The following is a 13,502-nucleotide window of genomic DNA, read 5'->3' as shown; positions in this document are numbered from 1 at the left end:
GTTGTGTCGGTCCTCAGCGGGGGCGGGTCAGCCAGAGGTTGTCGGTGGACGCGACCGCGTAGGGCCCGCCGGCCGCGCCGGTCTGCAGCACCAGGTCGAACGCCTCGGCGCGCATCCGGCGATCGGTGTAGAGCAGCACGATCACCCCGGCGCTGAACGGCGCGGTGATGATCTGGCCGATCGCCGACCCGAACGACGCCATGGCGGTGCTCGCCAGGAAGGCCACGCCGGACGAGGAGACGAGGAAGAACTGGCTGGCGATGCTGAACGGCGCCCCGACGGCGCCGGCGACGACGGTGACGACCAGGAAGGTCAGGGCGCGGATCCCCAGCACTCGCCAGAAGCCGTTGCGCACCAGCGCGAAGGATCGGGTGATCGCCTCGAGGACCGGCAGGCGCTCCAGCACGATCAGCACGGGCGCGAACAGCACCACCGTGTAGAGGTATGTCATCAGGGCGAGCACGGCCAGCGCCACCGGGAAGCCCAACAAGACGGCGGCGGTCGCGCTGCCGAAGGCGACCAGCGCCGCCACCAGCACGACGACGAACCCGATCAGGGCGGCCGCCACCACGCCCTCCAGCAGCGCCAGCCCCAGCAACGGCCAGAGCCGGCCGCGGATCTTCGCCCACGTCTCGCGCATGGTGATCGGTGACCCGAACACCGCCCGTCCGACGATGACCGTGAGCATGCCGGACAGCAGCATTCCGCCCAGCCAGCTGACGAGGACGCCGCCGCCCATGGAGGCCAGCCCGGCGCCGACGACGCCGGCCGGAACCTCGTCGGTGTGTTGGGTGCCGATCCGGCCGTAGGCGGCCAGCGGCGTCATCGTGGCGATCAGCGTGACCGCGTGGATGATCACCACCACGATCGCGGTCAGCCCCAGCGTCGCCTTCGGGTTGCTCCGGACGTATCCGACTGCGCCGTTGAAGATTTCGCTCAGGGTCAGCGGCCGCAGCGGAATGATGCCGGGCTTGGCCAGCTGGGCGTACGGCGGGGGCCCGTATCCCGGCGGGGGGCCGTATCCGGGCGGAGGCCCGTATCCGGGCGGGGGGCCGTATCCGGGCGGCGGGCCGTATCCGGGTGGCGGGCCGTATCCGGGCGGGGGGCCGTACGCCGGTGGCGGGCCGACCGGGTAACCAGGCGGCCCGTCGATCGTCATGGCGTCCATCCTGTCGGCGGTCCGGGCATTTCTCAATCCTGACCGACGCCGTGGCGCGTAGCGTCTCGGGCATGGCGGAACTCAAATCCCGGCTGCGGGCCGACCTCACCCAGGCGATGAAGAACCAGGACAAGCTGCGGACGGCGACCCTGCGCATGGTGCTGGCCGCGATCCAGACCGAGGAAGTCTCCGGCAAGCAGGCCAGGGAACTCACCGACGACGACGTGATCAAGGTGCTGGCCCGCGAATCCCGCAAACGCGGCGAGTCCGCCGAGATCTACACCCAGAACGGCCGCGGCGATCTGGCCGCCAACGAGCACGCCGAGGCGCGGATCATCGACGAGTACCTGCCCACCCCGCTCACCGAGGCCGAACTGGCCGACGTCGCCGACACCGCCATCGCCCAGGTGGCCGAGGAGATCGGCCAGCGCCCCGGCATGAAGCAGATGGGCATGGTGATGAAAGCGGCGACGGCGATCGCGGCCGGCAAGGCCGACGGCTCCCGCCTGTCCGCGGCCGTCAAAGAGCGGCTGTAGCGGGCCGGCGCCGACCCGCTAAGGCGGGACCGGCGCCGGCGGGGGATTTATCATCCACTCATGCTGATCCGGGTCCCCTCGATCCGGCAGACGTGGCAGCAGTGGCGGACCAAGGACCCGGAGGGTGACGCGCTGCGCCGCGCGATCCGCGCGGCCGTCGTTGTGCCGCTCACGGCCGGGTTCGCCTTCGTGGTCGTGGGCAGCCGGGCGGTGCCGCTCTACGCTCTGCTCGGCGCGTTCTGGCTCCTGGTGGTCACCGACTTCCCGGGGAACCGGCAACAGCGGGCGCTGGCCTACCTGGGCCTGGCCGCGAACGGGTTCGCGCTGGTCAGCCTGGGCACCCTGGTTGCCCCCCACGCCTGGCTGGCGGTGACGTTGACGTTCGTCCTCGGCGTGGCCGTGACCTTCGCGGGCATGCTGAGCTCGACGATGTCCGCCGGCCAGCGCGCGACGCTGTTGTTCTACGTCTGGCCGGTCTGCACACCGATGGGCCCGCTCGGCGAGCGGCTGCTGGGCTGGGCGATCGCGCTGGTGATCTGCGTGCCCGCCGCGCTGTTCTTCCTCCCGCCGCGGCACCATGACGAGCTGCGCCGCCGTGCCGGGCGCGTCTGCTCGGCGCTGGCCGACCGGATCGAGGGCGCCGGCTCGGCCGACGACGTGACCGAGGCGATGAACGCGTTGCGGGCCAATTTCATGGCGGCCAGCTCCCGGCCGGTCGGCCTCGGCGCGGGCAGCCGCGCCCTGGTCCGCCTCGTCGACTTCCTGGAACTGGTTGCCGACGTGGTCGACGACCGGACGGGTGCGGTCCTGGGGCCGGTCAAACCGCCGGCCGTCGACGTCCTGCGCTGCTGCGCCCGCATGCTGGACGCGTCGATGGCGGCTCAGCTCCCGGCCAACCGCGCGGCCCTCGACGAGGCGCTGCCGCGGTTGCGCGCGCTGGCGCGCCACGCGTACCGCGACAACGTCGCGCTGGTGCTCGCCGCCCCGGACGACGAGGCGGCGATCGCGGTCGGCCGGCGGCTGCTGGAGTGCCGCGTCATCGCGACGACGGTCGCCCTGGCGGGCCGGGTGATCGCCGCGGCCGCGGCGGCCGACGCCCGGCCGGTGTGGGCACGGGCCCTCGGTCTGCGGCTGCCGCCCACCAGTTTCGCCGACCGGCTGGCCCCGGAGACCGCCGCCGGCAGCATGACGGCCAGCGCGTTCCTGGCCGGTCGGTCCGTGGCGGCGCACAACGGCCTGCGCATGGGCATCGGGCTGGCGCTGGCGGTGCTCGTCGTGCAACTGCATCTGGTCGACCGCGGCTTCTGGGTCGTGGTCGGAACCATGCTCGTGCTCAGCAGCAGCGCGCTGGCCACCCGAACCAAGGTCGTGCAGGCGGTGACCGGCACCGCGATCGGCATCGTGTTCGGCGGGTTGCTGGTCGCCGCCGTCGGCGTCACACCCGTGGTGCAGTGGCTGCTGGTGCCGCTCACCGTGTTCGCCTCCACCTACCTGCCGCGCTTCGTCTCCTTCGCCGCCGCCCAGGCCGTGGGCACACTGAACCTGTTGACCATCCTGAGCCTCACGCTCCCCACCGACTGGCGGGTCGGGCTGCTGCGCGTCGAGGACATCGCCGTGGGGGCGGCGGTCGGGATGGGCGTATCGCTCCTGTTGTGGCCGCGGGGCGCCACGGCCGCGGTGTCCGCCCTCATCGACGCCGCCCGCGACGTCAACGTGCGCTACCTGCGGGCGGCGGTGCTGCGGGTCACCCGGCCCCGGCCGGGCGACGACGCCGACGTCGCTGCGCTGAGCCACGACGCCGTGGTGGGTAGCCGGCGCGTCGACGACGGTGTGCGGCAATATCTTTCGGAGACCGGCGGCGGCGCCGACCTGCGCACCCCGGTCGTGCGGGCGGCCAACCGCGCCACCTGGGTCCGCCTGACGGCGGACATGATCGCCGACATCAGGACGCTGCCGCCGGCCGGGGCGTGCCCGGCCACCCGGCCGCTGTTGGAAGCCCACCTCGAGTTCGCCGTCGAACAGATCGCCGGGCGGCGCGACGGGGCCGACACCGCGGCGCGCCCGATCGCGGGCGAATTCGTCCGCGCCCTGCGCGCCGAGTCGCCCAGCGGTCCCGAGACAGTGGAGGCCGCGCAGCCGCTCGTCACCGTGGCGGCCAACCTCGCGCAACTCGAGTTGATCGCGGCCATGTCGCCCGAAACCGTCGCCCAGCCGCTCTGACGGGTCAGGCGATCGTCCGGGTGCCGTCGGCGGCGCGCCGCGTCACGCGACGCGCGTCCAGCTGCTCGAGCAGGGGCACGGCGACCCGGCGGGTGGTGCCGAGCGCCCGGCGGGCCTCGCTGACGGTGAACGGCTGGCGCAGCGTCGTGAGAATCCTCGCCGCCCGATCGAACGCGTCCGGCCCCAGCACGACGCCGTCGGCGATCCGGCTCAGCCGCCCGGTGCGGACCGCCGCGGCCAGCTCCCGGGGACCGAGCTTCAGCTCGGCCAGCTCGTCGGCCTCCGGCGCCCGGAACGGTTCGTCGGCCAGCCATTCCTCGATCGTGCGCACCGCCTTGTCGACCCGGGCCGGCAGTCCGGCCCCGGGCGCGCGGACCACGCCGTCCACGATCTCCAGGCCCGTCCCCTCCAGCAGCCCGGACACCAGTTCCGTCGCCGGCAGCCCGGCGCGCTGCCGCACCACCTCGAGCGGCATCCCGGCCGCGACGTCGTGCTCGTCCGCCCAGCGCCGCACCGCGGCGGTCGCATCGTCGCGCCGGGCGGCCCACCACTGCGGGTCGACCACCCAGTCGCCGATCCGCTGCCCGCGCGGCGGCAGGCCCATGGCGCGCAGCTCGGTCAGCCGGGCGCAGTCGGGCGGGCGGACGTGGCCGGTCGCCAACGCGGCCGCCAGCTCCGCCGCCCGCTCCTTGGCCGCGCCGCGTCGGCGCAACGTGGGCGGCCGGACGTCGAGCACCTCGACGCCCGCCGCGATCCGATGCTCCCCGGGATCGCGCAGCAACCCGACGTCACCGACCCGCAGCGGCAGCGGGCCGGCCAGCCGCAACCGCACGGCCGCCGGCCCGAGTTCGCGCACCTGCACCGGCACGGCCGCGGATCCGACGTGCAGCACCAGCTCGCGGTGCAGGGCCCCCGCCGAACGCAGCGCGACGTCGATCTCCGCGGTGTCCAACCATGCGCCGGGCGTCCGGAGGGTGTCCCCGCGGCCGATGTCGTGACGGTCCACGCCCCGCAGGTTGAGCGCGACACGCGCCACCGGGCCGACCGCCGGGTGACCACGGCCCAGCGACTGCAGGCCGCGGACGACGACGCGCCGCCCGGCGTGTTCGAGCTCGTCACCGACCCGGACGGTGCCGGCGGTCAGCGTGCCGGTCACGACGGTGCCCGCACCCCGGACCGAGAAACTGCGGTCCACCCACAGCCGCACGTCGGCGTCCGGGTCCGGCGCCGGGAGCCGGTCGGTCAGCGCCAGCAGCTCCGCGCGCACCCGGCCGAGGTCGGTGCCGATCGCGACGGGAGCGCCGGCCAGCGAGGTGCCGGCGAACCGCTCGGACACCTGCGCGACGGCCGGGGCGGGGTCGGCGAGGTCGGCCTTCGTGATGACCACCAGGCCGTGCCGCACGCCCAGCGCGTCCAGCGCCGCCAGGTGTTCCTCGGACTGCGGCATCCAGCCCTCGGTGGCGGCCACGACGAACAGGACCGCCGGGACGGCGCCCACCCCGGCCAGCATGTTGGCGACGAACCGCTCGTGGCCGGGCACGTCGACGAACGCCAGCTCGCGGCCGTCGACCTCGGTCCAGGCGAACCCGAGGTCGATGGTCAGGCCCCGGCGCTGTTCCTCGGCCAGCCGGTCCGGCCACATGCCGGTCAGCCGGTGCAGCAGGGTGGACTTGCCGTGGTCGACGTGCCCGGCGGTCGCTACGACGAACACGCCCGCACCGCCTCCGCGAGCAGCTCGTCGTCCTCGGACGGCACCGTGCGCAGGTCGAGCAGGCATCGGCCGGCCTCGAGGCGCCCCACGACCGGGGGGTTGCCGGCACGCAGCGCGGCCGCGTAGGGCGCGGGCAGGCTGACGGCGGCGCTCGGCAGCCGCACGCCCGGAGCCCCGCCGCCGCCGACGGCCGCGACACAGTCCACCGCCGACGCGCCGGGCAGGCGCGCGGCGAGCGATTCGGCGCGGGCGCGCAGGTCCGCGACGTCGGCGTTCAGCGCCCGGGTGACCGGTGACGGTGGGCCGGTCAGGGTGGCCTCCAGCGCGGCGAGGGTGAGCTTGTCGACGCGCAGGGCCCGCGCCGCGGGGTGGCGGCGGAGCCGCTCGATCAGCTCCTGACGCCCGAGCAGCAGGCCGGCCTGGGGGCCGCCGAGCAGCTTGTCGCCGCTGGCGGTGACCAGGTCCGCGCCGTCGCGCAGGGTCGACGTGGCGTCCGGCTCGTCGGGCAGCAGCGGATGCGGCGCGAGCAGCCCCGATCCGATGTCGACCACCAGGGGGACGCCCCGCGGGGCGAGCTCCCGGGCCAGTTCCGTGACGCCGACCGCGGACGTGAATCCGGTCACGTGGAAGTTGGAGGGGTGCACCTTGAGGACGAACCCGGTGTCCGGCCCGACCGCCTCGACATAGTCGCGCGGGCTGGTGCGGTTGGTGGTCCCCACCTCGCGCAGCCGCGCCCCCGTCGACTCCAGCAGCTCCGGAATGCGGAAGCCGTCGCCGATCTCGACGAGCTCACCCCGGCTGAGGACGATCTCCCGGCCGGGCGCCAGCGTGAGCGCGGTCAGCAGCAGCGCGGCGGCGTTGTTATTGACGACGTGCACGCCCCCGGCGGTGGGGACCGCGCGGGCCAGCGCCGCCAGCGTGCCCCGGCCCCGGCGCGCGCGCCGTCCCGTAGCCAGGTCGAACTCCACGTCGGTGGCCCCACCGGCGGCGACGACGGCGTCGAGCGCGGCCGCCGACAGCGGCGCCCGGCCCAGGTTGGTGTGCACCACCACGCCGGTGGCGTTGACGACGGGCCGCAGGCTGGACGCGGTGGCGGGAAGCGCGGCGACGGCGTGCTCGGCGACCCGCTCCGGATCGATCTCCCCGGTGCGCGCCCGCCGCTGGGCGTCGGCGATCACCGACTTGACCAGCGCCCGGCCCAGCACGCGCTGCGCCTCGACCAGGCGCGGGTCGGCAAGCAGGACGTCGGTACGCGGCACGAGCCGTCGCTGATCGGGTGGCTCGGTCATCTCGGGTCCGAGGGAGCATGGCGGAGGCGGACGGGAATCGAACCCGCCAGCGGCAGCGTCTGCCGTTCGACGGTTTTGAAGACCGCGCCGGTCACCAGACCGGACACGCCTCCCTGGACCATGACGACAATTATGGACACGTGACCTATCGACTGACTCAGTACGCCCACGGCGGCGGCTGCGCGTGCAAGATCCCGCCCGGCGAACTGGAGGGCATCGTCCGCGGGCTGGGGGCGAGCGCGCCCCTCGACCCGGCCGGCGAGCTGCTGGTCGGCCTCGACAACGGCGACGACGCCGCCGCCGTGCGCATCGACGGCGGCACGGCGCTGATCGTCACGACGGACTTCTTCACCCCCGTCGTGGACGACGCGTACGACTGGGGCCGCATCGCCGCCACCAACGCCCTGTCCGACGTGTACGCGATGGGCGGCCGCCCAGTGGTCGCGGTGAATTTGCTCGGCTGGCCGCGAGACGTGCTCCCGCTCGAGCTGGCCGCCGAGACGCTGCGGGGCGGGCTCGACGTCTGCGGCCTCGCCGGCTGCCACCTCGCGGGCGGCCACAGCGTGGACGACCCGGAGCCCAAGTACGGCTTGGCGGTCACCGGCATTGCGGATCCGAACCGGTTGTTGCGCAACGATTCCGGCAAGCCCGGCACACCGCTGTCGCTGACCAAGCCGCTCGGCGTAGGCGTGCTGAACAGCAGGCACAAGGCGACCGGCGAACGCTTCGCGGAGGCCATCGCCGTCATGACCACGCTGAACGCCGGGGCGGCCGCGGCGGCGCTGGCGGCGGGCGTCGAATGCGCCACCGACGTAACGGGTTTCGGTTTGCTCGGACACCTGCACAAGCTGGCGCGGGCCAGCGGTGTGACCGCGGTGATCGACTCGGCCGCGGTGCCCTACATCGACGGCGCGCGCGACGCGCTGGCCGCCGGGTACGTCAGCGGGGGCACGCGGCGCAACCTCGAGTGGGTGGCGCCGCACGCCGACCTGTCCGGGATAGGCGAGGACGAGGCGCTGCTGCTCGCCGACGCCCAGACCTCGGGCGGGCTGCTGATCGCCGGCGAGGTCCCCGGCGCGCCCGTGATCGGGGAGCTGGTACCCCGCGGGGAGCACACGATCGTGGTGCGTTGACGGGCGGTGTTTCGGGGGTGCCCACTAGGGTAGGGGCATGGGTATGCGCAAGCTCTTTCTCGAATGGCCCGTGCTGCGTCAGCTGAGCTCGGGCGACAAGCTCGGGCGCGGGTCGGCCGTCACGTCCAAGCAGACGCGTGCCGTCGAGCCGCGCACCACGGCGGCCGACCGGGTGGTGCAAAGCGTGTGCCCCTACTGCGCCGTGGGCTGCGGCCAGTTGGTGTACGTCAAGGATGAGAAGGTCGTCCAGATCGAGGGCGACCCCGGTTCGCCGATCTCGCGAGGTCGCTTGTGCCCCAAAGGTTCCGCGAGCGAACAGCTGGTCAACTCGCCGGGCCGGCAGGTGCACGTGCTGTACCGCGCGCCGCGCGCAACCGAGTGGCAGCGCCTCGAACTGGACACCGCCATCGACATGATCGCCGACCGCTTCGTGGAATCCCGCCGCCACACCTGGCAGGACATCGACAAGAAGGGCCACCCGCTGCGCCGCACCATGGGGATCGCCGCGCTGGGCGGCGCGACCCTGGACAACGAAGAGAACTACCTCATCAAGAAGCTCTTCACCGCCGCGGGCGCGATCCAGATCGAGAACCAAGCTCGTATTTGACACTCCGCAACGGTTCCCGGTCTGGGGGCCTCCTTCGGGCGCGGCGGCGCCACCCAAAGCCTCCAAGACATGGCCAATGCCGACTGCATCGTCATTCAGGGCTCCAACATGGCCGAGTGCCACCCCGTCGGCTTCCAGTGGGTCGAGGAGGCGCGGGCGCGCGGCGCGCGGATCATCCACGTCGACCCGCGGTTCACCCGCACCTCGGCGGTGTCGGACCGGCACATCCCGATCCGGGCCGGCTCGGATGTCGTGCTGCTGGGCGCGTTGATCAACCACATCCTCGCCAATGATCTGTGGTTCTCCGAGTACGTCGTCGCCTACACCAACGCCGCCACCCTGATCAACGACAAATACCGGGACACCGAGGACCTCGGCGGCCTGTTCTCCGGCTTCGACCCGGAGACCGGGCAGTACGACACCTCGACGTGGGCGTACGAACAGGAGGAGAACGGCCAGGTCGAGTCGCCCGGTGGCGCTCACACGCACGGCGCGTCGGCGGCGCAGAGCGCGGCCGGCCACGAGCACGGCAGCGGCGGTCCGCCGCTCGCGCACGCCCGGGTCAAGCGGGACGAGACCCTGCAGCACCCAAGGACGGTGTTCCAGATCCTCAAGCGGCACTACGCCCGCTACACGCCGGAGATGGTCACCGACGTGTGCGGCATCAGCCGCGCGGATTTCGATTACCTGGCCCGCTCCATCGTGGAGAACTCCGGGCGCGAGCGCACCACCTGCTTCGCCTACGCCGTCGGCTGGACGCAGCACACCCTCGGGGCCCAATTCATCCGCACCGCAACCATTTTGCAGCTGCTGCTGGGCAACGTGGGCCGGCCGGGCAGCGGCATCATGGCTCTGCGCGGCCACGCCACCATTCAGGGCTCCACCGACATCCCGACGCTGTTCAACCTGCTGCCCGGGTACCTGGCGATGCCCAAGGCCGGCGTCCACGACACCTTGGCCGACTACCTCGACGCCATCGGCTCCAGGAAGCAGAAGGGCTACTGGGCCGACTCCGACGCCTACCTGGTCAGCCTGCTCAAGGCGTGGTGGGGTGACGCGGCCACCGCGGAGAACGACTGGGCGTACGGCTACCTGCCGCGGCTGTCCGGCCCGCACGGCACCTACCAGACCGTCACGGCGATGCTGGCCGACGAGGTCGAGGGCTACTTCCTGCTGGGCCAGAACCCCGCGGTCGGGTCGGCGCACGGCCGGATGCAGCGCCTCGGCATGTCCCACCTCAAGTGGCTGGTGGTCCGCGACCTCAACCTCATCGAGTCGGCCACGTGGTGGAAGGACGGGCCGGAGATCGCCTCGGGGGAGCTGAAGACCGAGGACATCGAGACCGAGGTCTTCTTCCTGCCGGCCGCCTCGCACGTGGAGAAGGCGGGCTCGTTCACGCAGACGCAGCGGCTGGTGCAGTGGCGCCACAAGGCCGTCGACCCGCCGGGCCAGTGCCAGAGCGAACTGGCGTTCTTCTACGAGCTGGGCAAGCGGATCAGGCAGCGGCTGGCCGGCTCGACCGACGAGCGCGACCGCCCGCTGCTGGACCTCACGTGGGACTACCCCACCGACTCCGACGGCGACCCGCACGGCGAGGCGGTGCTGGCCGAGGTCAACGGGTATCACGTCACCGGCGCCGAGGCCGGCAAACCGCTGGCGTCCTACACCGAGATGCGCGCCGACGGGTCGACGGCCGGCGGTTGCTGGATCTACACCGGGGTGTACGCGGGCGCCGTCAACCAGGCGGCCCGGCGCGTGCCGCAGGGCGGCCCGTCGCCGAGCCAGCGGGAGTGGGGCTGGGCGTGGCCGGCCGACCGCCGCATCCTCTACAACCGCGCCTCCGCCGATCCGGCGGGCAAGCCGTGGAGTGAGCGCAAGCGGCTGGTGTGGTGGGATGCCGAGCAAGGTCGCTGGACGGGGCATGACATACCCGACTTCGTCGCGGACCGCGCGCCGGGCAGCCGGCCCGACCCGGACGTGGGCGGCCCCGACGCGCTCGCCGGGGACGACCCGTTCATCATGCAGGCCGACGGCAAGGGTTGGCTGTTCGCGCCGCAGGGCGTCCTCGACGGGCCGTTGCCCACGCACTACGAGCCGCAGGAGTCCCCGGTCGCGAACCCGCTGTACCCCCAGCAGCGCAACCCGGCGCGGATCACGTTCCCGCGCAAGGACAATCTGAGCGCGCCCAGCGCCGACGAGCCCGGGGCCGACGTCTATCCCTACGTGTTCACCACGTATCGGCTCACCGAGCACCACACCGCCGGCGGCATGAGCCGGTGGCTGCCCTACCTGTCGGAGCTGCAACCGGAGATGTTCTGCGAGGTGTCCCCGGAGTTGGCCGCCGAGCGCGGCCTCGAGCCCTATGGGTGGGCGACGATCGTCTCGCCGCGCGCCGCCATCGAGGCACGCGTGCTGGTCACCGAGCGGATGAACCCGCTGGTCATCGCCGGCCACACCGTGCACCAGATCGGCCTGCCCTACCACTGGGGCGTCGGCGGTGACGCGGTGGTCAGCGGCGACGCCGCCAACGATCTGCTCGGCGTGACGCTGGACCCCAACGTGCAGATCCAGGAGTCCAAGGCCGGTTCCTGCGACATCCGCCCGGGCCGCCGCCCGCAGGGCGCGGATCTGCTCCGGCTGATCGCCGAATACCAGTCCCGGTCGGGAGCCACCACCGAGACCGGCAATGTGCGACTGAGCGACGACGTGTGGGAAGGGGGAACCGATGGGACAGCTGAGCGGACCGACTGACCCGACCGTCGACGCCGGCTGGGCGGAACCGAAGCCGCGCAAGGGGTTCTTCACCGACACCTCGATCTGCATCGGCTGCAAGGCCTGCGAGGTGGCCTGCAAGGAGTGGAACCGCAACCCGCGCGACGGCAACCTCGAGCTGCTGGGTTCGTCGTATGACAACACCGGCGCCCTGGGCGCCAGCACGTGGCGCCACGTCGCGTTCATCGAGCAGGGCCGCGACCGCATCGATGAGGCGCGCGAATCAGGCCGCGCGCTGGTGGGTTTGGGCATGCCGGCCGTTCGGAAGGCCGAGGAGAAGCCGGACGTCACACCGCCGGACACCCCCGAGTTCCGCTGGCTCATGTCGTCGGACGTGTGCAAGCACTGCACGCACGCCGGCTGCCTGGACGTCTGCCCGACCGGGGCGCTGTTCCGCACCGAGTTCGGCACCGTCGTCGTGCAGGCCGACGTCTGCAACGGCTGCGGCACCTGTGTGGCCGGCTGCCCGTTCGGCGTGGTCGAGCGTCGCAGCGACGGCACGTATGCGACGCCGGCCGAGCGGCCGGACCGGCCCGCCGAGAAATTCGTGACCGGGGTCGCCCAGAAGTGCACCCTGTGCTACGACCGCCTCGTCGAGGACCAGATCCCGGCCTGCGCGAAGACCTGTCCCACCACGTCGATCAAGTTCGGCGACCACGACGACCTGGTGGTCGCGGCGCGGGACCGGGTCGCGGCGCTGCACGCCGAGGGGCGCACCGAGGCGCGCCTCTACGGCGCCAACGAGCACGACGGGGTCGGCGGGACCGGGTCGATTTTCCTGCTGCTCGACGAGCCGGAGGTCTACGGGCTGCCGCCCGATCCGCGGGTGTGCACGGCCGACCTGCCCGAGATGTTCAAACGGGCGAGCATGGCGGCGGCGGGGATGGCGGCCGCCGCGGTGCTGGCCTTCTGGAAAGGCCGGTGAGGCTCGGATGAGCACCTCCGAGTACGACAGCCTGCGCCCGCCGGAGCCCCCGGGAGGTAGACGCCGCAAGGGCAAGCGCGGCGGACGGCGGGGCGGGGGCGACGGCTCGCGCGAGATGCCCATGGTCCCGGACGCCGAATTCGCCTCGTATTACGGGCGTCCGGTGGTCAAACCCCCGCCCTGGGGACACGAGGTGGCCGCGTACCTGTTCCTCGGCGGCGTCGCCGGCGGTTCCGGCCTGCTGGCCGCCGGCGCGCAGCTCACCGGACGAGACACGTTGCGGCGCAACGCGCGGCTGTCGGCGTTGGTCGCGGTGATGCTGGGCGCGGTCGCGCTGGTCAAGGACCTGGGCCGGCCCGAGCGGTTCGTCAACATGCTGCGGACGGTCAAGCTGACCTCGCCCATGAGCATCGGCTCGTGGATCCTGAGTTTCTTCAGCGCCGGGATTGGGATCGCCGCCGTCTCCGAGGTCGACCGGATGACCGGCGAGCGAATTCCGTTGGGCCCCTTGCGGTGCGCCCTGCGCGCGGTGGAGGGGCCGGCCGGATTGGGGGCCGCCGTCTTCGCGCCACCGCTGGCCGTCTACACCGCGGTGCTGCTCACCGACACCGCGACCCCGACCTGGAACGCCGCGTACCGGGATCTGCCGTTCGTGTTCGTCAGCTCGGCGAGCCTGGCCGCGTCGGGGCTGGCGATGATCACCACCCCGGTTGCCGAGGCCGGGCCCGCCCGCCGGCTGGCCGTCATGGGCGCGGCCAGTGATCTGATCTCCGCCCGGTTCACGGAGCACCGGATGGACCCGGTGACACGCGAACCGCTGCACCACGGCACGCCCGGCCGGCTGCTGTCCTGGAGCGAGCGGCTCGCCGCGGCTGGCGGCCTGGGCGCGTTGCTCGGCGGGCGGCACCGCGGCGTCGCGGTCGCGTCCGGGCTGGCGCTGCTGACGGCGTCGGCGATGCTGCGGTTCGGTTTCTTCGAGGCGGGATTGGAGTCGGCGCGCGACCCCCGCTACACGATCGAGCCCCAGAACCGCCGGCTGGCCGAGCGCCGCGCGGCCGGAACCGCCGGCGACTCGATCACCACGGCGGGTTGACGCAACTCAACCGCCGCTCGCGGGCGGTTTGCGGCCGGCCTCGCGGGGTATCTCCAA

Annotated in this window: 9 protein-coding genes and 1 tRNA gene; 6 read left to right on the top strand and 4 right to left on the bottom strand. The window is 73.0% G+C overall.

Annotation, left to right across the window (positions count from 1 at the left end; genetic code table 11):
• Nucleotides 1-13 precede the first annotated feature (13 nt).
• Nucleotides 14-1,159 carry a hypothetical protein gene (locus SKC42_RS11850; protein ID WP_330964483.1) on the bottom strand — a complete coding sequence of 382 codons (1,146 nt, stop codon included), beginning with the start codon at nucleotides 1,157-1,159 and terminating at the stop codon, nucleotides 14-16.
• Nucleotides 1,160-1,230: 71 nt separating this feature from the next.
• On the opposite strand from SKC42_RS11850, the gene SKC42_RS11845 reads away from it, so the two are divergent.
• Both SKC42_RS11845 and SKC42_RS11840 read left to right on the top strand, forming a co-directional pair.
• Nucleotides 1,231-1,695: a GatB/YqeY domain-containing protein gene (locus SKC42_RS11845; protein WP_330964482.1), complete on the top strand. Its 465-nt coding sequence runs from the start codon at nucleotides 1,231-1,233 to the stop codon at nucleotides 1,693-1,695.
• A gap of 60 nt (nucleotides 1,696-1,755) precedes the next feature.
• Complete coding sequence (locus SKC42_RS11840) at nucleotides 1,756-3,915, top strand: FUSC family protein (protein ID WP_330964481.1); 2,160 nt, start codon at nucleotides 1,756-1,758, stop codon at nucleotides 3,913-3,915.
• Between the two features lie 4 nt (nucleotides 3,916-3,919).
• On the opposite strand, the gene SKC42_RS11835 is transcribed toward SKC42_RS11840, so the two are convergent.
• From SKC42_RS11835 to SKC42_RS11825, 3 genes are all read right to left on the bottom strand, one after another.
• On the bottom strand, nucleotides 3,920-5,626 hold the full coding sequence (locus SKC42_RS11835) for a SelB domain-containing protein (RefSeq protein WP_330964480.1): 1,707 nt from the start codon (nucleotides 5,624-5,626) through the stop codon (nucleotides 3,920-3,922).
• On the bottom strand, nucleotides 5,614-6,915 hold the full coding sequence (gene selA, locus SKC42_RS11830; protein ID WP_330964479.1) for an L-seryl-tRNA(Sec) selenium transferase: 1,302 nt from the start codon (nucleotides 6,913-6,915) through the stop codon (nucleotides 5,614-5,616). Before selA ends, SKC42_RS11835 begins: the two co-directional genes overlap by 13 nt.
• Before the next feature lie 18 nt (nucleotides 6,916-6,933).
• Nucleotides 6,934-7,028 (bottom strand) — tRNA-Sec (locus SKC42_RS11825).
• A gap of 27 nt (nucleotides 7,029-7,055) precedes the next feature.
• On the opposite strand from SKC42_RS11825, the gene selD reads away from it, so the two are divergent.
• Genes selD through nrfD form a run of 4 tightly spaced genes read left to right on the top strand, consistent with a single transcriptional unit; the run spans nucleotide 7,056 to nucleotide 13,445 of the window.
• The gene (selD, locus tag SKC42_RS11820) at nucleotides 7,056-8,048 is read left to right on the top strand and encodes a selenide, water dikinase SelD (protein ID WP_330964478.1); all 993 of its coding nucleotides are present in this window, start codon (nucleotides 7,056-7,058) and stop codon (nucleotides 8,046-8,048) included.
• A 37-nt stretch (nucleotides 8,049-8,085) separates the two neighbouring features.
• Nucleotides 8,086-11,406 (top strand): formate dehydrogenase, encoded by a 3,321-nt coding sequence (gene fdh, locus SKC42_RS11815; RefSeq protein ID WP_330964477.1) that lies wholly within the window; start codon nucleotides 8,086-8,088, stop codon nucleotides 11,404-11,406.
• On the top strand, nucleotides 11,381-12,352 hold the full coding sequence (locus tag SKC42_RS11810; protein WP_330964476.1) for a 4Fe-4S dicluster domain-containing protein: 972 nt from the start codon (nucleotides 11,381-11,383) through the stop codon (nucleotides 12,350-12,352). Before fdh ends, SKC42_RS11810 begins: the two co-directional genes overlap by 26 nt.
• Nucleotides 12,353-12,359: 7 nt before the next feature.
• A complete protein-coding gene (nrfD, locus tag SKC42_RS11805; protein ID WP_330964475.1) occupies nucleotides 12,360-13,445 on the top strand; it encodes an NrfD/PsrC family molybdoenzyme membrane anchor subunit in 1,086 nt (361 codons plus the stop codon).
• The last annotated feature ends 57 nt before the right edge of the window (nucleotides 13,446-13,502 follow it).

Origin of the sequence: Mycobacterium sp. 050134, assembly GCF_036409085.1 — a bacterium.
In the GTDB taxonomy this organism is placed as follows: Bacteria; Actinomycetota; Actinomycetes; order Mycobacteriales; family Mycobacteriaceae; genus Mycobacterium.
The sequence above is the reverse complement of the archived record's forward strand: the minus strand, read 5'-3'. Positions and strand labels throughout refer to the sequence as shown.